Below are 21162 nucleotides of genomic sequence, written 5' to 3'. Positions count from 1 at the left end.
GTATTTATTCCCTTTGTAACTGTATATTTTTTTGATGGTTTTTCAAACCAGATAGCGATTAAAGCGCTAACAAATAATGAATAGTAATATTGTTTTATTTTACCAAACAGAAACCTAAGCAGGGATTGAGTAATTCCAATTTACCCTCATAATAAATCAAATCTATATCCGCAGCGAAGTCAGCGAAAGCTATGAGTGATAAAAAGCCCTTTGAATTAGTGACCAGTTATCAACCAGCAGGCGATCAGCCACAGGCCATTGCAAAGCTGGTCAAAGGCATTGAACAGGGTTTTCATGACCAGCTTTTACTGGGGGTTACCGGGTCTGGTAAAACCTATACCATGGCCAACGTCATTGCACAGACTCAACGTCCGACCATTGTCATGGCGCATAACAAAACTTTGGCTGCGCAGCTTTACGGCGAATTTAAAGCGTTTTTCCCGAATAATGCTGTCGAATATTTTGTCAGTTATTATGATTATTATCAGCCAGAAGCCTATGTGCCATCTTCAGATACTTTTATCGAGAAAGATGCGGCAATTAATGACCATATTGACCAGATGCGCCTTTCCGCAACCCGTTCACTCTTAGAGCGACGTGATGCAATTATTGTCGCTTCGGTGTCTGCCATTTATGGTTTGGGTGATCCGAATGCCTATATGAGCATGTTGCTGCATGTGGTGGAAGGCGATCGCATTGGCCGTGATGATATTATTCGCCGTTTGGTCGAGATGCAGTATTCGCGTAATGAACTGGAATTCCTGCGCGGTACTTATCGTATTCGCGGTGAAATTATTGATATTTTTCCGGCAGAATCGGATCAGGATGCGATCCGGATTGAACTATTTGATGATGAAGTTGACTCTATTCGCTGGTTTGATCCGCTGACCGGGAAAATGGTTCGTAAAGTACCTCGTGTGACCATTTATCCTAAAAGCCATTATGTTACGCCGAAAGACAATTTATCCCGTGCGATTGAAACCATCCGAGACGAACTCAAAGAGCGACTGGTGTTCTTCCGTGAAAATGACAAACTGCTGGAAGCACAGCGCATCGAGCAGCGTACACGCTATGATCTGGAAATGATGCAACAACTGGGTTATACCAATGGCATTGAAAACTATTCACGCCATTTATCTGGCCGTCCTGCGGGTGAAGCGCCGCCGACCTTGTTTGATTATATTCCGGATGATGCCTTGCTAATTATTGATGAGTCGCATGTGACGGTGCCGCAGATTGGTGCCATGTATAAGGGCGACCGTTCGCGTAAAGAAAATCTGGTGAATTACGGATTCCGTTTGCCAAGCGCGCTGGATAACCGGCCGATGAAATTTGAGGAATGGGAACATATTGTGCCGACGACCGTTTATGTCAGCGCAACGCCCGCACGTTACGAGCTGGAAAAGTCCCAGCAGATTGTCGAGCAGGTGGTACGTCCGACTGGTCTGATTGATCCGGAAATTGAAATCCGTCCAGTTCTGACGCAGGTCGATGATGTGCTTTCAGAAATTAATCTGCGTAAAGACATTAATGAGCGGGTGCTGGTGACGACTTTGACCAAACGCATGGCCGAAGATTTAACTTCTTATTTGAAAGAGTACGGGATTAAGGTCGCTTATTTACACTCGGATATCGATACCGTCGAGCGGGTCAAGATTATTCATGAACTGCGTACCGGGGTGCATGATGTACTGGTCGGGATCAACCTGCTGCGTGAAGGGCTGGATATGCCGGAAGTGTCACTGGTCGCTATTCTGGATGCGGATAAAGAAGGTTTCCTGCGTTCCGAGCGCTCTCTCATTCAGACCATTGGCCGCGCTGCACGTAACCTGAAAGGTAAGGCGATTCTGTATGCTGACCGTATTACTGATTCGATGCAGAAAGCCATTGATGAGACGGACCGTCGTCGTGCCAAGCAGATTCAGTTTAATGAAGAACATGGCATTACGCCGCGCAGTGCAGTGCGTCAGGTGATCAAGGAAATTGATACTGGTGAAGTATTAGAGGATGATTCAATTGAATTGAAAGCCTCGGATCAGGCACGTGCCATCAGTGCGGATGAACGACATATCATGGCAGATCCGAAAATGTTTGCGAAACATATTAGCAAGCTTGAAAAGGAAATGCTGAAGGCATCCAAAGAGCTGCAGTTTGAGCAGGCTGCGCGTATGCGTGATGAAATTGTACGTTTAAAAGCCCAGATGTTTGATTGATTTTTGTTGCATTAAATCTTATTTAAATGACGTAAAATCAATCACAAAGCAAACATAATGTAACAAATTAAGGGCTGTGATAAAGCTATTGTATGAACAGAATTTTTTTAAATAAATATTTTGTGAACATGCAATAGGTATCTTTATGACAACTCAAAAATCTTCACGTACTGGATTAAAGCTGGCAAAAATTGCGGTGGGTAGCGCGGTTCTTCTCGGTTTGGGCGCCGCTACCATGGCTTATGCGAAAGACCAGCCATTACCGACCATTGAGAAAGTTGAACTGGACCGTTATTTGGGGACATGGTACGAAGTAGCACGCAAGCCTTTATATTTTCAAAACAAGTGTGATCGTGATGTCACAGCGACTTATACTTTAAATGAAAATGGCAATATCGTGGTGGATAACCGCTGCATTAAAAAAGATGGTGGACAAACCCAGTCATTGGGCGAGGCATTTGTGCAAAATCCACCGCAGAATACCAAGCTAAAAGTCAGTTTCTTACCAGACTTTATTCGCTGGATTCCGGTCGCTCGTGGCGATTATTGGGTCTTAAAACTGGATGAAAATTATCAAACTGTTCTGGTCGGTGAGCCAAAACGTAAATATATGTGGATACTCTCACGTGATCCGCAATTGGATAAAAATGTGGTGAATGAATATTTACAATATGCACAGTCTGTCGGTTATGACCTGAGTGATGTAATTCATACCAAACAAACTCAAAGATAAAAATATCGTCTTAATGGAAACCATGCTACGGCATGGTTTTTTATTTTATGTGTCGAAAGACAATCTAAAATTGAAAGATAGCTACATTTTAAATAGATGAAGCATCAAGCTTTCTATTGTACTAATCGTTATAATGCCGGCGAATGAAAGTAGAGTTTGACTATGTATAAAGGCATCGCGTTATCTGTCTTGGCCTCTGTGGTTTTTGGAGTACTCTATGTATTTACGCCTTTTTTACAGCCTTTAGATAGTGAACAGACCTTTGCCTGGCGCATGCTGGCGACCTTACCATTTCTGACTGCATTTATGTGGTGGTCGGGTGATCTGAAATATATCAGCGGTATTTTTAAACGGGTGTTGCAACAGCCTTCATTCTTGATCTGGTTACTGATTAGTTCACTGTTGTGTACCACGCAATTGTGGTTATTTCTATGGGGACCTATCAATGGCCGTGGCCTCGAAGTCTCGCTCGGTTATTTTCTGCTACCTCTGGTGATGGTGCTGGTCGGCTGTGTGCTTTATAAAGAAAAATTATCATCCTTCCAGATGGTTGCTGTTGCTCTGGCAATGTTGGGGGTAGGACATGAAATCTGGCGGATCGGTTCAATCGCATGGGAAACGGTCTATGTCGCTTTAGCTTATCCACTTTATTTCTTTATGCGGCGTAAATTCGCGACCGATCATCTTGGTGGATTCTGGTGGGATCTATTTCTGATTTTGCCTGTGGCATTTTATTTGGGCTTTATTTACAGTGATTCCATGCCGCTCATGTTGAATCATTCCCACTTGATCTTGGCAGTTCTTGGATTAGGCTTTTTAAGTGCGCTCGGTTTAGGTAGCTATATTTTGGCTAGCCGATATTTACCTTTTGTCATCTTTGGGCTGTTGAGTTATCTGGAGCCGGTACTGCTCGCTTTTGCCTCGATGGCACTGGGTGAGCGTGTGGAATCAGGTGAATGGCTGACCTATATTCCAATCTGGCTAGCTGTATTATTGCTGGTTGTGGAAGGAATATTGCATTTAAAACAGCAGCAGCTGAAGAAATATGAGCTGGCAAATAAAGCTGTACAGCTGGAAAAACTCAGGAAAAATAATGAATAATGCTGTTTGCATAATAGTTATGTTCGTCAGACAATATTGACCTGATTATTTTCAAAATCGTCTACTTTGTTTAAAAGAATGTTTTCTATATTTTAAGGGGATAAACATGTCACAGATTGCGATTCCATATCAGTTACGTGCACGTTTATCACAACTGGAACCAAGTCTGGATTTAAATTGGGAGCGAGAGCTTCGTACTGTTCTGGCAGAAGTTTCACCAGAATTAAAAGAAAGTATTGATTTTCAGATTTTAAAGCCCAAGAAAATTCTTTGGGATCGGGAAATGGATCAATACCGCTATCAGGCTCACCATTCGGTAGAACGTCTCAGCCAAAAATTTCTCAATGACCAGATGCGTTACTATGCCAGTACCTTTGGGTTGTCACTAAAAAGTTTGTAGGGTTTGAATGATAGTTTGCAAATCGCAGACTATCTGGAAAACGTCCTGGAACAAATTGATAAAATTGATGTCAATGAAAACTTTCAGATGCAGCGTGAAAAACTGGAACTGCGCCGTACTTTTTTATTGAATGCTGCAGAAATTATTCGTGGTCTTCAATTGCAGCCGGTCGAGGGCGTACGTAAGCTCACTGAACAGCAGGTCAAATGCTTCATTATTGAAGTTTTTATCAAGCAGCAATTGTTGAGTTATTGGTATAAGCCGCTATTAAAAAAACAGACGGCGGAAATGACGCATCCACTTTTCCGTTATTTCCTGATTAAAGAACAGCAGATTCGTCATTTTGATATTGTCCGTACCTCGCAATTTCTATTTATCGTTGCGCCGGTGATGGATGTGCAGCAAAACCCGTATTCGATTCGCCGTTTCCTGATTGAAGAGAAAGGTGCACTAGAAGATCAGGTTTATCTGAATATCCTGGTTCTGGACCTGCAGGATGACATGAATGAAGAAGTAGTGGAAACCCTGAAGTCGCAGATGCAGCGGATGGTGACTTTACAGAGCCAGATTCATTTGGATGTAATCGACATTGTGCATACGCTGGAACAGGTGTCCGAGCTGAAGTTATTGCCTTTACTGGTTGAGCCCATTCAAGTGGTAGAGAAAAATGCCGATGTGGTGGCACAACGCCACCTGAAGCAGTTTGAAGAAATTATGACGCGAGAATTGCTTTTGCCGATGCGGGATGCCATTCGTGATCATTTATCGCATATTGAAGAGTTTGATTATCTGTATCTGCATGTCCATAAAATATTTACAGAAATTCTGGCCTATTACCGCGATTTCAAATCCCAGCCGGGTTTTATGTTTAATCAGTACATCCAGAATTTTGAATATAAATTGCTGGCTTTTATCCGTTTACTGGAAAAGCGTAAAGGGGAAACCTTTATTCCTACCTACCGCAATGAATGGCAGGTCATGCATCAGCGTTCACAGCAGGCTGTTCTGGATATTCAAAATACGATTTCTGAAAATGTACAGCAATACCGAGACCTGAAAAAATATATCAATACCCTGCAGCGGCAAAAAGCGGATGAAGCGAAAAAGTCCGTATTTAAAAAGTTATGGCGTAAAAATAATTTCGATGAGGCGATTGAAACTGCACTCAACCAATTGCAGCAATTAAAGCGCAGTATGTTCCTGGAAATTATCCAGGTGCCAAGAACACATGAAAACTGTAGCGTATTTCTAGAATTTGAAAGTTTGCAGCATCTACAGCAGGTTGATCGCCACTATGCTTTTCCCTCTGGAGACAATGGTCTGACCCGTTTACCTGTACTGATTCATTTGCCCGAAACCTATGATGATTTTGATGTGGAAAATTTCAATGCCTCTATGAGTCTGGACATGAATTTTTCAGCCGGCAGTAGAATTCAGCCGGATCAGGGTGGCACGCTAAATTTTGAACTTTAGATTTGTTTGAATAAACAACATTTAACAAATTTGTGCTAGGTATTGAAAAATAGTGGTCTTTAGAATTTTTGGATGCAAAATCATTCAGCTAATTACAACTATTTTTGAAATTTATAGTGAATATACGTTAAAAACTACCCGTCTCAACGAGCTTTTGATTCAAACTTGCGGCCAATTCCATTACAATTGTCGGGTTTAGAAATTTATGCTTAGATTTACAATTAATTAGAGGACGTATCTGTGAGCAAAGACACTATTGTTGCCCTCCATGCAGAACACCAAGGTCGCTGGAAAAACCGTGAAGAACTTGCGGAACGTATGATTGCCCTTGTTGGCCAGTTATATCGTGAAAAAAATATTGTAGCTACAGTTTATGGTCGCTCTTTAATTAACCGTTCTGTGATTCAGATTTTGAAAGCACACCGCCGTACTCGCGTACTCGATGTTGAACTTTCTGTAGTTGATACTTTCCCAATTCTTGAAGCATTGGTGAAAGTAGACAACATCGGTTCTGCTGAAGTTGATCTGGGTAAACTTGCTGTTGAATTTAAAGAAAAAGGCGGCGACATCGATGCATTTGTTGCAGACGCTGTTAAATCGATCGAAGGCAATGCTGCTGCTGTAGAACATAAAGATGTGGTTCTTTATGGTTTCGGTCGTATCGGTCGTATCCTGGCGCGTTTGATGATTGGTCAATCAGGTCTGGGTCGTGGTCTTAGCCTGAAAGCAATCGTTGTTCGTAAATCATCGGATGGTGATTTGGAAAAACGTGCATCTTTATTGCGTCGTGACTCTATTCATGGTCCATTTGCAGGCACAATTTCTGTAGATGAAGAAAACGAGGCAATCATTGCCAACGGTAACTTTATCAAAGTGATTTATGCATCGAATCCTTCTGAAGTAGACTACACTGCATACGGTATCAACAATGCACTTGTGATCGACAACACAGGTAAATGGCGTGATGCTGAAGGTCTTGCTCAACATCTTAAATGCCCGGGCGCTGCTCGTGTGATTCTGACTGCACCTGGTAAAGGTGACATGAAGAACGTAGTTTACGGTGTAAACCAAGCGGATATCCTTGATGAAGATACGATCATCTCTGCTGCAAGCTGTACGACTAACGCGATTACACCTACACTGAAAGTATTGCATGACAAATACACAGTGTTAAATGGTCATGTTGAAACAGTTCACTCGTTCACGAACGACCAGAACTTGATCGATAACTACCATAAAGCAGACCGTCGTGGTCGTGCTGCAACATTGAACATGGTCATTACTGAAACTGGTGCAGCGAAAGCAGTAGCGAAAGCGCTTCCAGCTCTTCAAGGTAAATTGACAGGTAACTCTGTACGTGTACCTACTCCAAACGTATCTCTTGCGATTCTTAACCTGACTTTAGGTCAAGACGTTGATCGTGATGAAGTGAATGAATACATTCGTCAGATTTCAATCGGTTCTAGCCTGCAAGGTCAAATCGGTTATACCAACTCGACTGAAGTGGTATCTTCTGACTTTATCGGTTCACGCACTGCAGGTGTATTCGACGCGCAGGCAACGATCACTTCAGGCAACCGTTTAACTGCTTATGTTTGGTATGATAACGAAGTGGGTTATAGCTGCCAGGTATTGCGTATTGCTGAACAAATGGGCGGTGTAAGCTATCCAAAAGTTCCTGCTGAAACTAATGCATAATTAGTATTTAGCAAAAAAAGAGTCTCATTTGAGGCTCTTTTTTTATGATTTTTTATTTTTAAAATTTTTTTTCTAGTCCAATAAGAATTCAGAAATCTGCTTGCTGGCGAAATATTAATCTGATAACTTACAAAGAGTAAGTATATTAAAATGAGTAAGTAATAAAAATATTGTGAGAATGTTATGACAAATTATGCAATCAGCCCATTATTAGGTCAGGTTTTATCAACTGAATGTCCATCACGTGAAATATTGGAACACCTTGCCAATAAATGGTCGGTCTTGGTTTTGCGTTGCTTGAGTGAGGGGGTGCATCGTTTCAGTGAACTGAAACAAAGGATTGAAGGGGTAAGTGAAAAGATGTTGTCCCAGACTTTAAAAATGCTAGAGCAGGATGGTTTTATTTTGAGAACGGTTTATCCGGTGGTACCGCCAAAAGTGGAATATCAATTGACGATTACCGGTTCACAAGCGGCTGAAAAAATCATATATTTAATTGGCTGGATTGAAAAAAGTCTGCCAGATATTTTAGAGCATAAACAAAGTGTTATTAAATAGTTATCGTTAAATGGTAGCAAGGAAGTTTGCATAAAAATAGAAAATTTGGACTTATCTTGGTTTATATAAAATACAGATTTTAAAAGGTATCCGCATCAGAATATTTTCTTGTGAATACGATTTTTGAAAATTTACTCCTCTATAAATTATTTTAAAAATCATCAAGAAGTTCACAAAAAAAATTTCCAGAATAGGGGGTAGTACTAGGGGGAAAAACGTTTCACTTCCTACTATTTATTTTCCATCTTTTAAACATTCTTTTTCCAAATCTATGTCTTGAATAGATCAAATAGGCTCGGTGAGAAAACGACTAACTAAGATTTATGGAATTGCTGCATAATTCTATTCGAGAAATTCTTTAAAATATGGCAGAATATGGGGTTTTAAAGTTTTTAGAGGATTGGCAATATGCGCTTTGTTGATGAAGCAGTCATTACCGTAGAGGCTGGCGACGGTGGCAATGGCGTAGCCAGTTTTCGCCGTGAAAAATTCGTGCCATTTGGTGGTCCAGATGGTGGTGATGGTGGTCGTGGCGGCAGCATTTATATTCAGGCTGACGACGACACCAGTACGCTAGTTGATTATCGTTATACACGTAAATATCGTGCAGAACGAGCAAAAAATGGCCGTGGGGCGAACTGTGCTGGTCGTGGCGGTGAAGATACCGTATTAAAAGTTCCGGTAGGAACAACAATTGTAGATGTAGAGTCTGGTGACATTATTGGCGACTTGATCGAAGACGGTCAACGCGTGAAAGTTGCAGCAGGCGGTGATGGTGGTTTAGGTAATACCCACTTTAAATCATCGACCAATCGTTCACCACGTAAATGTACGCATGGTCAAAAAGGTGAATTCCGTGAAATCCGTCTAGAGCTTAAAGTTCTGGCAGATGTCGGCTTACTAGGTATGCCAAATGCGGGTAAATCAACCTTCATTCGTGCAGTCTCGGCAGCAAAACCAAAAGTTGCAGATTATCCATTTACCACCATGGTGCCAAACCTGGGTGTGGTCGATGCCGATAGTCACCGTTCATTCGTGATGGCGGATATTCCGGGCCTGATCGAAGGCGCATCTGAAGGTGCAGGTCTTGGGATTCGCTTCCTGAAGCACTTGGCGCGTACCCGTATCTTGTTACACATCGTTGACGTACAGCCGATTGATGGCTCAGATCCAGCACATAATGCTAAAGCAATTATGAAAGAGTTAGAAAATTTCTCCCCAACGCTTTCAAAACTGCCGATTGTATTGGTGCTGAACAAAGTCGATCAGTTGGCTGAAGAAACACGTGAAGAATGGTGCACCCATATTCTTGAAGAATTGCAGTGGGAAGGCCCAGTTTTTGAGACTTCTGGCTTAACGGCTGAAGGCACCAAAGACGTAGTTTACTACCTGATGGATCAGATCGAAGAGCAACGTGAACGCGAAGCTGAAGATCAAGAATATGCAGCAGAAATGAAAGCATTCCGTGATCAGCTTGAAGCTGAAACACGTGAACAAACCATCGCTGCAAAAGAAGCGTATCGTGAGATGCGTCGTCAGCAACGTCTTGCCGGTATTCTGGGTGATGACGAAGATGATGAAGATGGCGATGATGATAGTGATGTGGAAGTGTACTACGTACGCTAATCTCTGAGAGAAGAGTCTGAGGACAAGATGATAGAAGTGGTAGATGGGCAACGTCAGCTCAAGGGTTGTAAACGAATCGTTGTTAAAATCGGATCATCTTTACTCACAGCAAACGGACAAGGTTTAGATTTAGATGCTATCTCGCATTGGGCGGGACAAATCGCAGATCTACACAATGCAGGATACGAGATTATTCTGGTGTCTTCCGGTGCTGTGGCTGAAGGTATGGTTCGAATGAAACTTGAGAATCGACCCACCGATCTACCCAGTCTTCAGGCTTGTGCTGCCATCGGTCAGATGGGCCTGATTCATACTTGGTCAAGCGTACTTGAGAAGCATCAGATTCGAACTGCGCAAGTATTGTTAACCCATGATGATCTGGCAGATCGTCGTCGCTACCTCAACTCATGTGATGCCTTGCAGAACCTGATTGATTGGCGCGTGATTCCGGTGATCAATGAAAATGACACGGTTTCAACTGACGAAATTCGCTTTGGTGACAACGACACGCTTGCGGCCATGGTCGCAGGTCAGGTTCATGCAGACCTTCTGATTATCTTAACGGATCAGGAAGGGATGTTTGACTCAGACCCACGGTCTAATCCAGATGCCAAACTGTTCCATACCGTACGTGCGATGGATGAAAGTCTGTTTGATATGGCCGGTGGAGGCGGTAAATTTGGTCGTGGTGGCATGCTGACCAAAGTTCGTGCTGCACGTCTGGCTGCAAAGTCGGGCTGTCCGACCTTAATTGCAAGTGGTGATAGTGATGGTGTTCTATCACGTCTAATGTCTGGCGAATTGTTAGGTACCTTATTTGTGACTGATAAAGACCGGATGACAGCGCATCAGCAATGGTTGGCTGCTCACTTGCAAACCGCAGGTCGTTTAGTGATTGATGATGGCGCAGTGAAAGCCATTAAAGACAATCATCGCAGCTTATTGCCTGTAGGGGTGAAAGCGGTTGAGGGTCATTTCGAACGCGGTGATGTGGTGGAATGTGTCGATACACAAGGTCACCGTATTGCAGTTGGTCGTGTCAACTTTAGTTCTCGTTCAGCAGATATCGTTCGTGGTCTGGCATCAGATAAAGTGCATCAGGTGTTAGGTGAAGCTCGTTCACTAGAAATGATTCATCGCAATCATATGGCGATTTACTAAATTATTCAGATTCAAGTTTAGAGATTCAAAAAATCCCGCTTTCGAGCGGGTTTTTTATGACATTTTAATTAGATTTATTTGATCCAGCCCATTCGAATTAAAGGCGAAAATAACCAATAATGAATACCCAAAATAAAGTTTATGATTTGATTCTCATATTTCCACCACAGCGGCAAGCCAGCTAAATTTACTATTATTGCCATCAGGAATGCACCCAGCATATCAATCGGAAAATGCACACCGACATAAACACGCGACCATGCCACCAGCCAAGCTGTCCAGATTAGAATTCGTCCCAAGTCTCGCTGCGGTGAAAAATAATAGGCGAAGGCAATCCCACTAAAAATACTCATATGGTTGCTGGGAAAAGAACCAGTCGGTGCATGTTCAATCAGAGTGCGACCAACATCCATCACAAACGGGCGTGGGGTATTGAGTACCGCAGACAATACTTCACTCATCAATAATGTAATAGCTGTAAAGATGAAGGCTTTAATAATCCCTGTTTTTACTTCGTAACTACCACGGAACCAGGCAATAGCAAAAATCAGCAAAAAAAGATAAACCAGGTCATGCGCAATCAGGGAGGCATAGTTGATCATCCAGATTGAGGCTTGGTCGGGTACATTTAAGATATGAAACAGCTGAAGGTTCAGTTGGTCAAGGGACATGAGCAGAGAGGACTGGAACAAATGTCCGTTACTCTAAACCGGTCAAGCCTCAATTCCTACCTGAGTTTGTATGAATTTGTAGTCTTGCTTTTTAAAGAATATTCACATGATAAAAAACCACTCAAAAGAGTGGTTCTTAAAAGTCCGAATAATATAATGAAGTCTTATTTAAACTGAATCGCCCCATTCGCGCTGACCGTCATTTGCGATTCGCCCGCCGCAACTTCCTGCTCAGGAACCGCCATATCAGCAGATACAGATTTCATCATGGCCATACGCGGTACTGGCTGTAGTGTATAATTGTTAGTATTCAGGTTTAAGTTCACCAGTTGATAACTCGGTTTGTTCCAGGTCTGAGTGAGTGCCTGTGCGCGTTGCTGGAAGTTTTTGGTGGCTTCAATCATCAGCTCGCTTTCAACTTTTTTACGCTTTTCGTCAGATACCTTGAAATTAATTGACTGGGTCTGGAAGTGCTGTTGTAATTCAGCAATCAATTGAGATGTCGCTTTAAAATCTTTTGATTCCAGACGAATCTGGGCACGACCACGCCATTCTTTTAATTTGCGGTTGTCATTGTCATAAATAGGGTAAGTACTTTGTGCCCCAGTCTCGATTTTCACAGTAGGATATTTGCGTGCTGTGGCGATCGCCTGATTCATCAGCTGGTTAATTTGAGTGGCCAGTTCAGCTGGTTGTTTGTTGGATTTTTCAATATAAAGCACAGCATGCATTTCATCATTTGAGATTTCACGGCTAGCCTCTGCTGAAAGATTAACAACATTATAATTCAGAGATTCAGCAGGAGCTGCAAATGCGCCTGTGGCGAGGGTGCTGGCAAGGATCAAACTGGTAAGTGCTAAGAGACGCATGAAATTGTCCTGTTTTTCTTAAAATTGGCCATCTAAGCCGTTGTTAAAATATTAAATCTCAATTGTGATCTTTTTACGAAATATTTGTCGTAAGAGTGTTAAATTTTCTTTAATTTTATCTCATTATTTAATTTATATTTATTTTTAATAATTAAATACTTAATGAATAATTTTGAGACTGATTACCTGAATGCCGCCTGCGCTACAAAAAACCATAAAAGAACACGCTTTTCTTTCTGCTGTCACACTGTAAGATGATGATTTAGGGGATGGATTAGCATGATGTTTTTTTTCGATAAAGATTAGGACAAAATGTGACTGAAAGTTGTTTATTTTCCTGAAAAATTCGGTATCATCCGCCTCCTAGTTATTCGAATACAAAACTGCTAGCTAGAACCTTTTATAAAGCGCCGAGTCAAAGGACCAAACGTCACCAGACTTATTTCTTTCACCCATATCAGAGATGGTAATTCGATATGAGCGTTACTTCTGTAAACCCTGCCACCAATTCCACAAACGAATACTACTTGACTCGCCAAAGTCAGATGGAATCGAATGTGCGTAGTTATCCACGTAAATTACCGTTAGCGATAGCGAAAGCACAAGGTTGCTGGGTTACCGATGTTGAAGGTACTGAGTACCTTGATTGTTTAGCTGGGGCAGGGACGTTGGCTTTAGGCCATAATCATCCTGCAGTCATTCAAAGTATCCAGGATACGATTGCAAGCGGTTTACCATTGCATACGCTGGATCTTACTACTCCTTTAAAAGATGCTTTTACTGAAGCACTTCTTTCTTATCTTCCAGGTGGCCAAGAAGAGTACTGCTTGCAGTTCTGTGGTCCATCCGGTGCAGATGCAACCGAAGCTGCGATTAAACTGGCGAAAACCTTTACCGGTCGTAGCTCAGTGATCAGCTTCTCTGGCGGCTACCACGGTATGACTCATGGTGCATTGGCAATGACAGGTAACCTGTCTGCGAAAAATGCAGTGAACGGCTTGATGCCGGGTGTACAGTTTATGCCGTATCCGCATGAATACCGTTGCCCATTGGGTCTTGGCGGTGAAGCGGGTGTTGATGCCCTGACTTACTACTTTGAAAACTTCATTGAAGATGTAGAAAGTGGTGTGACCAAACCTGCAGCTGTGATTCTTGAAGCGATTCAGGGTGAAGGTGGTGTGGTAACTGCACCAGTAAAATGGTTGCAAAAAATCCGTGAAGTGACTGAAAAACACAACATCGTGTTGATTCTTGATGAAGTTCAGGCTGGTTTCGCACGTTCAGGCAAAATGTTTGCATTCGAACACGCAGGTATCGAACCTGATGTTGTAGTGATGTCTAAAGCCGTAGGTGGTAGCTTGCCGCTTGCAGTCTTAGGTATTAAACGCAAGTTCGATGCATGGCAACCTGCTGGTCATACCGGTACTTTCCGTGGTAACCAATTGGCGATGGGTACAGGTCTTGCAACGATCAATACCATTAAAGAACAGAACCTGGCGCAAAATGCACAAGAGCGTGGTGATTTCCTGCAAGCTGAATTGAAAAAACTGGCTGCTGAATTCCCATGTATCGGTAACGTGCGTGGCCGTGGTCTGATGATCGGCGTTGAAATCGTAGATGAGCGCAAAGATGCGGATCATATGGGTTCTTTACCTGCTGATGGTCAGTTGGCTGCAGCGATCCAAACCGCTTGTTTCAACAATAAATTATTGCTTGAGAAAGGTGGTCGTAACGGTACAGTGATTCGTTTACTTTGTCCGTTGATCATTACTCAAGACGAATGTGTTGAAGTGATTGCTCGTTTCAAAAAATCGGTTGCTGAAGCACTAGTTGCAGTTCGAGGCGCATAATTCATGGTAGATTTCGCAGAACATCGTAAAGCGTTACTCTGCAATGATGCTGCATCCATTGCTGACTATCAGGCTGGCATGGACCAAGCGACCAAAGCGGTTGCAGCATGGTTGCAAAACGACAAAATGTACACTGGCGGTAGCATTAAAGAGCTACGCAGTGCGATCGCATTTCATCCTTCAAAAGAAGGTTTGGGTGTAGAAAAATCTCTTGAGCGTATGGTTGAGCTTTTTCTTAATAAAAGTTTGAAAGTTCATCATCCGCACTCACTTGCGCATCTTCACTGTCCAACGATGGTAACTAGCCAGATCGCGGAAGTGCTGATTAACGCAACCAACCAGTCAATGGACTCATGGGATCAAAGCCCGGCCGGTTCGTTGATGGAAGTTCAGCTGATTGACTGGTTACGTCAAAAAGTGGGCTATGGTGCAGGTCAGGCCGGTGTATTCACTTCTGGTGGTACACAGTCTAACTTGATGGGCGTATTGCTGGCGCGTGATGCTTGCATCGCGAAAAACTGGAAAGACGAAAACGGTAATCCGTGGTCGGTTCAGCGCGATGGTATTCCTGCGGATGCGATGCGTAATGTCAAAGTCATCTGTTCTGAAAATGCACATTTCTCTGTGCAAAAGAACATGGCGATGATGGGCATGGGCTTCCAGTCAGTGGTCACTGTTCCTGTGAATGAAAATGCACAGATGGACGTAGATGCACTGGAAAAAACCATGGCGCATCTTCAGTCTGAAGGCAAGATCGTGGCATGTGTGGTGGCAACAGCGGGTACAACGGATGCTGGTGCGATTGATCCATTGAAAGCAATTCGTGAAATCACCAATAAATATGGCGCGTGGATGCACATCGATGCGGCATGGGGTGGTGCACTGATTCTATCCAATGACTATCGTTCTATGCTGGACGGGATTGAGCTGTCGGATTCGATCACGCTTGATTTCCATAAGCATTATTTCCAAACCATTTCTTGTGGCGCGTTCCTGCTGAAAGATGAAGCGAATTACCGTTTCATGCATTATGAAGCAGAGTATCTGAACTCCGCTTATGATGAAGAGCATGGCGTTCCTAACCTGGTATCGAAGTCACTGCAAACGACACGTCGTTTTGATGCATTGAAATTGTGGATGACAGTTGAAGCACTGGGCGAAGAGCTTTATGGTTCGATGATCGATCATGGCGTGAAATTAACCCGTGATGTGGCAGACTACATTAAAGCGACTGATGGTCTGGAGCTTCTGCTTGAGCCTCAATTCGCGTCTGTCTTGTTCCGTGTGGTTCCAGCGGGATATCCGGTTGAATTACTCGATACGCTCAATCAAAACGTAGCAGACGAACTGTTTGCGCGTGGTGAAGCGAACATTGGTGTGACGAAAGTCGGTCAGGTTCAGTCTCTGAAAATGACTACTTTAAGCCCGGTTGCAACGCTTGATAACGTGAAGAACTTGCTGGCATTAGTGCTTGCAGAAGCGGATCGTATCAAAGATTCAATCGCTGACGGTACTTATACGCCACCCATTGCATAAGTGATGGTGGTGTGAAAAAAAGGAGATCGAAATGATCTCCTTTTTTGTGCGCTTAAAAATAAAAAAAGGTCCTTTCCCAGATCGAAATTCCTCACAAAAACACGGAAGGTCTGAATCCCGTTTGGCCTGTTATTTATTTGTCATAGGCTTATGTAAAACTGGGGAGCAGGATTTATCCTGAGTTCAGGTTTATAAAAATTGTTACATGTCATTGGTCTAAAATTTTTTATTGAAGTGAATGACATAAAGAACTTGATCATTGAAATCCATAAAAATTTAATCAAGAAAAAGCCGCTAGATTAAAAATCACTAAATCGTAATAAAGCTGTAACTTATCTGTCATATTCTAAAATCAAAATGCAGGTATCGAAAGAAGTACAAAACTGAATAAAAAGTGGTGTACTCCAAATTTGCATAAATGAGAGAGATACTAGAATGCGCTTTACAAATATAGCTTTAGCATTAGCAGTAACCGGGGCAACTGCTGTAACGACTGCGCACGCAGCTCGTGACACCGTTCAAATTGCAGGTTCTTCAACTGTACTTCCATATGCCAGTATCGTGGCAGAAGAATTCGGTAATACTTTTCCACAGTTTAAAACACCAGTTGTCGGTTCTGGCGGTTCTTCAGGTGGTTTAAAGCAGTTCTGTAATGGCGTGGGTGATAACACGATTGATATCGCAAACTCTTCTCGTCAAATCAAGAGTACAGAGCTGGCAGAATGTAAAAAGAATGGCGTTAACCAAGTCCTAGAAATCAAAATTGGTTATGACGGTATTGTGTTTGCATCGAATGCAAACAAAGCGGCTTATAAACTGCGTCCACAACATGTCTTCGCTGCACTTGCTGCACAACTTCCATCAAATGGAAAAATGGTCGCTAACCCGTACACGCGTTGGAACCAAATTGACAAAGCACTTCCGAATGAACCTATCACCCTGGTAATTCCTGCGTCGAATCATGGTACGCGCGAAGTCTTCCAGGAGAAAATGGTGGATGCAGGTTGTGAAACGTATGCTGCAATTAAGTCTCTAGACAAAGATGCTAAGAAAAAAGCTTGTACAACATTCCGTAAAGATGGCCGTGTGGTTGAGATTGCCGGTGACTATACCGAAACATTGGCACGTTTAAAAACTTCTCCAAGTGCGGTAGGTGTGTTTGGCCTAGGTTTCTATGACCAGAACCGTGACCGTCTACGTGTTGCTACGGTGAACAATGTAGCGCCTTCTGAAAAGACCATCTTGAATGGTGCTTATCCGGTATCACGTCCATTGTTCTTCTATGTGAAAGGCGAGCACTTGAAATCGATCAAAGGCTTACCGCAGTTCACAGAATACTTCCTGAACAAGAAAGTATCTGGCAAAGGCTCTAAGCTGGAAAAAGCAGGTCTGATTTCAATGTCTGATAAAGAACGTGCGGCAGTCCTGGCAAATTTCAAGGCTGGTAAAGCGGTTGTTGTAAAGTAATAAATGATTTTGAAAACGCTGGTGGTAGGGTCAACCTACCATCGGCTTTTTGCGATAAACAAGTTTTTTCAAACCATGAAAATTGAAAAAACAGTGGAGAATACATGAATCTGCTACTTATAGGTGTGTTATTGGCCATCATGGCCATAGCCTATCAAATCGGATTAAGTAAAAGCCGTAGCTTAGCAGGTAAGGGAAGCAATTCTGCAAACTTACACTCGCGTCCCGGATATTATGGTGCCCTGGTTGCACTATGGTGTGGTATCCCTGCGTTTTTAATTTTGATTGTTTGGAACATGGTGGAACCCACTTTTCTGGAGCAGGTCGTACTCAACCATTTGCCAGAAAATGTTTCTGCTAGTCTGGATCCGGCAAGTCTGAGTGTTGTGATTGATCGAGTTCAGGCACTTGCCTCAGGTTTCGGGGTCAGTGATACACCTGCAGCCTATGAAGTTGCAGCAGCAGAACAGTTGGCTAAATTCTCGACCATTGGTACCTTTGCCAAATTGGCAGTCGTGATTTCGGCTGCGCTGGCCGGTCTGGTCTGGGCCAAGAAACATATTAGCCAGGAATTCCGTGCACGTAACCAAGTCGAAAAAATGATTAATATCGGCCTGGCATTGTGTTCAGGTGTGGCGATTCTGACCACTCTCGGGATTGTGATGTCGATGTTTGGCGAGGCAATGCGTTTCTTCAGCTTCGTCAGCCCACTGGATTTCTTCTTTGGTACCCAATGGAACCCGGGATTTAGTACCTCTGGCAGTGCTGAAGGCAGTTATGGTTTATTGCCACTGTTATGGGGCACGCTCATGGTCAGCGGGATCGCACTTTTAGTTGCAGTTCCGGTTGGCCTGATGATTGCGATCTATCTGGCAGAATACGCTTCACCGCGATTCCGCTCTTGGGCAAAACCTACAATTGAAGTGTTGGCGGGTATTCCTACGATTGTCTATGGTGTCTTTGCCTTGATGATCATCGGTCCATTCCTGAAAAGCATGGGTGCCCTGGTCGGACTCGAAATTAATGCGACCAGTGCGCTGACTGCCGGTCTGGTGATGGGCATCATGATCATTCCATTTGTATCTTCTCTGTCAGACGACATCATCACTCAGGTGCCGCGTGCCTTACGTGATGGTTCTTTGGGCTTGGGCGCGACCAAATCTGAAACGATCCGTCAGGTGGTTTTACCCGCGGCTCTACCGGGTATTATCGGTGCGTTCCTGTTGGCGGCGTCACGTGCAATTGGTGAAACCATGATCGTGGTTCTTGCAGCCGGGAACAGCCCGCAGTTGCATGCCAATCCGCTTGAAGCAGTATCCACGGTCACGATTACCATCGTGAATCAGCTAACTGGCGATACTGATTTTGCTAGTCCACAAGCACTGGTGGCCTTTGCACTAGGACTGACGCTATTCGTCATTACCTTAGGTTTGAACATTGTTGCACTGATCATCGTGCGTAAATATCGTGAGCAATACGACTAATGAGTACTTCAAATATAACGCCTGTGGATCAGCGTATTGATCCATCCATCGCCGCCGAGCTGCGTGAAAAGCGTAAGAAGACCATTCAAAGCTCTTTGGCACGACGTCATCGTAAAGAAAAAACCTTTCGTTTATTTGGTTTCTCTGCGGTACTGGCAGGTCTGTTCTTTGTGGTATTGCTGTTCGGGAGTATTTTATCCAAAGGTTTGCCTGCATTCTGGCAAAGCAGCATGAGTTTGCCGATTCATTTCGATCCAGCCATTGTGGATATTGGTCCAAAACCGAAGCCAGCTGCAGGAGAATCTCCAGCGCAGTTTGAAGATCGCTTTATCGCGTGGCAGACCGAAGTCGGAATGGTGGATTGGGATGCGCTGATTATCAATGGCATGATTGCCAAAGACAGCAAGCTGGAAAGCCAGCGTGATGAACTGGGTTCTTTATATACCAGTTCTGAGGCGTACCGCTTGCGAGACATGGTCATGAATGATCCAAGTCTGGTCGGTCAAAGCAAGGAAGTGAAAATTCTAGCGGATGCCAATGTCGATGTCTGGCTAGCGGGAAATATTGACCGTGATCTTCCTGATGAACAGCAGCAGCTCAGTCCTGAAGTACGTCAGGTGGCGGACGAGATGAAAGCCGCTGGTGTGATTGAAAATAGTTTCAATACCAATATTTTCACCAGTCCTGATTCACGCAGCTCACCAGCAACTTCTGGCTTGGCAGGTGCCTTCATGGGCTCACTGTTCATGATGATGATCGTGATCTTTATCTCGATTCCAATCGGGGTGGCCTCTGCGATCTATCTGGAAGAGTTTGCACCAAAAAACTGGATTACTGATGTGGTCGAAGTCAATATCAATAACCTGGCAGCCGTACCATCGATTGTCTTCGGTCTATTGGGTGCAGCGATCTTCATTGGCTGGATGCATTTGCCACTCTCAGCACCATTGGTGGGTGGTCTGGTGCTGAGTCTGATGACCTTACCGACTGTGATCATCACCACACGCGCATCACTTAAAGCGGTTCCACCTTCGATTCGTCAGGCAGCTTTAGGACTCGGTGCTTCCCGCATCCAGACAGTATTTCATCACGTCTTGCCTTTGGCTTTACCGGGTATTTTGACAGGCGCAATTATCGGGGTTGCACAAGCTTTAGGTGAAACCGCACCATTGTTATTAATCGGGATGAGTGCTTTTGTTGCCAGCGTTCCAGCCACTCCATTTGATCAGTCAACGGCTTTACCGGTGCAGATTTTCTTATGGCAAGGCAATGAATTGCGTAACTTCTTTGAAGGGCGTACTGCAGCAGCAATTATTGTACTTCTGGCCATGATGATCAGCTTAAACAGTCTGGCCATCTGGTTACGTAAGAAATTTGAAGTCCGTTGGTAATAGGGGCAGAATCATGAACACAACTGTTATTCAAAATTCCTTAAAAAAGGATCAAATCGTGAATCCACAACAGACACAATTCACCTCGGATGAGGCGACTCAAAAGCCGGCAACTCCGTTTGTTTCCCAGTTCGATACGCAAAGCAGCAAAAAAGATGCGAAGTCGACGAATGTGAAACTTAGTACTTCTGATGTGCATGTGTACTATGGTGAAGCGGAAGCAATTAAAGGCATTGACCTGAACATTTATGAAAATGAAGTGATTGCTTTTATTGGGCCATCAGGCTGTGGTAAATCGACTTTTCTGCGTACCTTAAACCGCATGAACGATACCATTGATAGCTGCCGTGTAACCGGTAAAGTGATGCTGGACAATCAGGATATTTATGATCCAAACCTGGATGTGGTCTTGCTACGTGCACAGGTTGGTATGGTTTTCCAGAAGCCAAACCCATTTCCGAAATCAATCTTCGATAATGTCTCCTATGGCCCAAAACTGCATGGTTTGGCGCGTGACAAGTACGATCTTGAAGAAATTGTCGAAGGCAGCTTGCGTAAAGCCGGTCTGTGGGAAGAAGTGAAAGATCGTTTGAATCAACCAGGAACAGGTTTGTCAGGTGGTCAGCAGCAACGTCTGTGTATCGCGCGTACCATTGCAGTCAGTCCGGAAGTGATCCTGATGGATGAACCGTGTTCGGCACTTGATCCCATTGCAACCGCCAAAGTGGAAGAGCTGATTTCTGAGCTATCTACGCAATATACCATCGCGATTGTAACTCACTCCATGCAACAGGCAGCACGTGTATCGGATCGTACTGCATACTTCCATTTGGGTGATTTAATTGAAGTGAACTCGACCGAGAAAGTCTTTACCCAGCCAGATCATCAGTTGACTGAAGCCTATATTACCGGGCGTTTCGGTTAATCCGAT

The 21162-nt window shown here is 43.6% G+C and carries 17 protein-coding genes; 15 read left to right on the top strand and 2 right to left on the bottom strand.

What is annotated here, in order from left to right:
- The first annotated feature begins 191 nt into the window (after nt 1-191).
- The 9 genes from uvrB (at nt 192) to proB (ending at nt 10963) form a co-directional block, all read left to right on the top strand.
- Complete coding sequence (uvrB, locus tag F894_RS06780; protein WP_005246828.1) at nt 192-2213, top strand: excinuclease ABC subunit UvrB; 2022 nt, start codon at nt 192-194, stop codon at nt 2211-2213.
- A 145-nt stretch (nt 2214-2358) separates the two neighbouring features.
- Entirely contained in the window at nt 2359-2946 is a 588-nt protein-coding gene (locus tag F894_RS06775) for a lipocalin family protein (protein WP_005246827.1), read from the top strand.
- Nucleotides 2947-3108: 162 nt separating this feature from the next.
- Complete coding sequence (gene rarD, locus F894_RS06770; RefSeq protein WP_005246826.1) at nt 3109-4047, top strand: EamA family transporter RarD; 939 nt, start codon at nt 3109-3111, stop codon at nt 4045-4047.
- 106 nt (nt 4048-4153) lie between these two features.
- On the top strand, nt 4154-4447 hold the full coding sequence (locus F894_RS15265) for a hypothetical protein (protein ID WP_005246824.1): 294 nt from the start codon (nt 4154-4156) through the stop codon (nt 4445-4447).
- Between the two features lie 3 nt (nt 4448-4450).
- Nucleotides 4451-5920 carry a hypothetical protein gene (locus F894_RS06760; protein ID WP_228128803.1) on the top strand — a complete coding sequence of 490 codons (1470 nt, stop codon included), beginning with the start codon at nt 4451-4453 and terminating at the stop codon, nt 5918-5920.
- Between the two features lie 240 nt (nt 5921-6160).
- Nucleotides 6161-7618, top strand: a complete 1458-nt coding sequence (locus tag F894_RS06755) for a glyceraldehyde-3-phosphate dehydrogenase (protein ID WP_005246822.1) — start codon at nt 6161-6163, stop codon at nt 7616-7618.
- Between the two features lie 183 nt (nt 7619-7801).
- On the top strand, nt 7802-8176 hold the full coding sequence (locus F894_RS06750; RefSeq protein WP_005246821.1) for a winged helix-turn-helix transcriptional regulator: 375 nt from the start codon (nt 7802-7804) through the stop codon (nt 8174-8176).
- Nucleotides 8177-8584: 408 nt separating this feature from the next.
- The gene (cgtA, locus tag F894_RS06745) at nt 8585-9802 is read left to right on the top strand and encodes an Obg family GTPase CgtA (RefSeq protein WP_004646519.1); all 1218 of its coding nucleotides are present in this window, start codon (nt 8585-8587) and stop codon (nt 9800-9802) included.
- Nucleotides 9803-9829: 27 nt separating this feature from the next.
- Nucleotides 9830-10963 carry a glutamate 5-kinase gene (gene proB / locus F894_RS06740; RefSeq protein WP_005246820.1) on the top strand — a complete coding sequence of 378 codons (1134 nt, stop codon included), beginning with the start codon at nt 9830-9832 and terminating at the stop codon, nt 10961-10963.
- A 74-nt stretch (nt 10964-11037) separates the two neighbouring features.
- Here proB and F894_RS06735 read toward each other — a convergent pair whose 3' ends face one another.
- Complete coding sequence (locus F894_RS06735; protein ID WP_005246818.1) at nt 11038-11634, bottom strand: phosphatase PAP2 family protein; 597 nt, start codon at nt 11632-11634, stop codon at nt 11038-11040.
- Nucleotides 11635-11798: 164 nt separating this feature from the next.
- Nucleotides 11799-12503, bottom strand: a complete 705-nt coding sequence (locus F894_RS06730) for an SIMPL domain-containing protein (protein WP_005246817.1) — start codon at nt 12501-12503, stop codon at nt 11799-11801.
- Nucleotides 12504-12979: 476 nt separating this feature from the next.
- On the opposite strand from F894_RS06730, the gene F894_RS06725 reads away from it, so the two are divergent.
- From F894_RS06725 to pstB, 6 genes are all read left to right on the top strand, one after another.
- Nucleotides 12980-14353, top strand: coding sequence for a diaminobutyrate--2-oxoglutarate transaminase (locus F894_RS06725; RefSeq protein WP_005246815.1), 1374 nt, complete (start codon nt 12980-12982; stop codon nt 14351-14353).
- 3 nt (nt 14354-14356) lie between these two features.
- The gene (locus F894_RS06720) at nt 14357-15889 is read left to right on the top strand and encodes a pyridoxal phosphate-dependent decarboxylase family protein (RefSeq protein ID WP_005246814.1); all 1533 of its coding nucleotides are present in this window, start codon (nt 14357-14359) and stop codon (nt 15887-15889) included.
- Nucleotides 15890-16324: 435 nt separating this feature from the next.
- Complete coding sequence (locus F894_RS06715; protein WP_005246812.1) at nt 16325-17356, top strand: substrate-binding domain-containing protein; 1032 nt, start codon at nt 16325-16327, stop codon at nt 17354-17356.
- Between the two features lie 104 nt (nt 17357-17460).
- A complete protein-coding gene (gene pstC / locus F894_RS06710; protein WP_005107378.1) occupies nt 17461-18840 on the top strand; it encodes a phosphate ABC transporter permease subunit PstC in 1380 nt (459 codons plus the stop codon).
- Nucleotides 18840-20231, top strand: a complete 1392-nt coding sequence (pstA, locus tag F894_RS06705) for a phosphate ABC transporter permease PstA (RefSeq protein ID WP_005246811.1) — start codon at nt 18840-18842, stop codon at nt 20229-20231. Before pstC ends, pstA begins: the two co-directional genes overlap by 1 nt.
- A 13-nt stretch (nt 20232-20244) precedes the next feature.
- Nucleotides 20245-21156 (top strand): phosphate ABC transporter ATP-binding protein PstB, encoded by a 912-nt coding sequence (gene pstB, locus F894_RS06700; protein ID WP_005246810.1) that lies wholly within the window; start codon nt 20245-20247, stop codon nt 21154-21156.
- Nucleotides 21157-21162: the final 6 nt, after the last annotated feature.

The sequence above is a fragment of the Acinetobacter sp. CIP 51.11 genome (genome assembly GCF_000369665.1).
GTDB classification, from domain to species: domain Bacteria; phylum Pseudomonadota; class Gammaproteobacteria; order Pseudomonadales; family Moraxellaceae; genus Acinetobacter; species Acinetobacter lwoffii_S.
The sequence above is the reverse complement of the archived record's forward strand: the minus strand, read 5'-3'. Positions and strand labels throughout refer to the sequence as shown.

Excerpts from the sequence above, each read along its gene's own strand:
- F894_RS06730 (WP_005246817.1), bottom strand. The coding sequence starts at position 12,503 with ATGCGTCTCTTAGCACTTACCAGTTTGATCCTTGCCAGCACCCTCGCC.
- F894_RS06725 (WP_005246815.1), top strand. The coding sequence starts at position 12,980 with ATGAGCGTTACTTCTGTAAACCCTGCCACCAATTCCACAAACGAATAC.
- F894_RS06720 (WP_005246814.1), top strand. The coding sequence starts at position 14,357 with ATGGTAGATTTCGCAGAACATCGTAAAGCGTTACTCTGCAATGATGCT.
- cgtA (WP_004646519.1), top strand. The coding sequence starts at position 8,585 with ATGCGCTTTGTTGATGAAGCAGTCATTACCGTAGAGGCTGGCGACGGT.
- pstA (WP_005246811.1), top strand. The coding sequence starts at position 18,840 with ATGAGTACTTCAAATATAACGCCTGTGGATCAGCGTATTGATCCATCC.
- proB (WP_005246820.1), top strand. The coding sequence starts at position 9,830 with ATGATAGAAGTGGTAGATGGGCAACGTCAGCTCAAGGGTTGTAAACGA.
- pstB (WP_005246810.1), top strand. The coding sequence starts at position 20,245 with ATGAACACAACTGTTATTCAAAATTCCTTAAAAAAGGATCAAATCGTG.
- F894_RS06750 (WP_005246821.1), top strand. The coding sequence starts at position 7,802 with ATGACAAATTATGCAATCAGCCCATTATTAGGTCAGGTTTTATCAACT.
- F894_RS06735 (WP_005246818.1), bottom strand. The coding sequence starts at position 11,634 with ATGTCCCTTGACCAACTGAACCTTCAGCTGTTTCATATCTTAAATGTA.
- uvrB (WP_005246828.1), top strand. The coding sequence starts at position 192 with ATGAGTGATAAAAAGCCCTTTGAATTAGTGACCAGTTATCAACCAGCA.
- rarD (WP_005246826.1), top strand. The coding sequence starts at position 3,109 with ATGTATAAAGGCATCGCGTTATCTGTCTTGGCCTCTGTGGTTTTTGGA.
- pstC (WP_005107378.1), top strand. The coding sequence starts at position 17,461 with ATGAATCTGCTACTTATAGGTGTGTTATTGGCCATCATGGCCATAGCC.
- F894_RS06775 (WP_005246827.1), top strand. The coding sequence starts at position 2,359 with ATGACAACTCAAAAATCTTCACGTACTGGATTAAAGCTGGCAAAAATT.
- F894_RS15265 (WP_005246824.1), top strand. The coding sequence starts at position 4,154 with ATGTCACAGATTGCGATTCCATATCAGTTACGTGCACGTTTATCACAA.
- F894_RS06715 (WP_005246812.1), top strand. The coding sequence starts at position 16,325 with ATGCGCTTTACAAATATAGCTTTAGCATTAGCAGTAACCGGGGCAACT.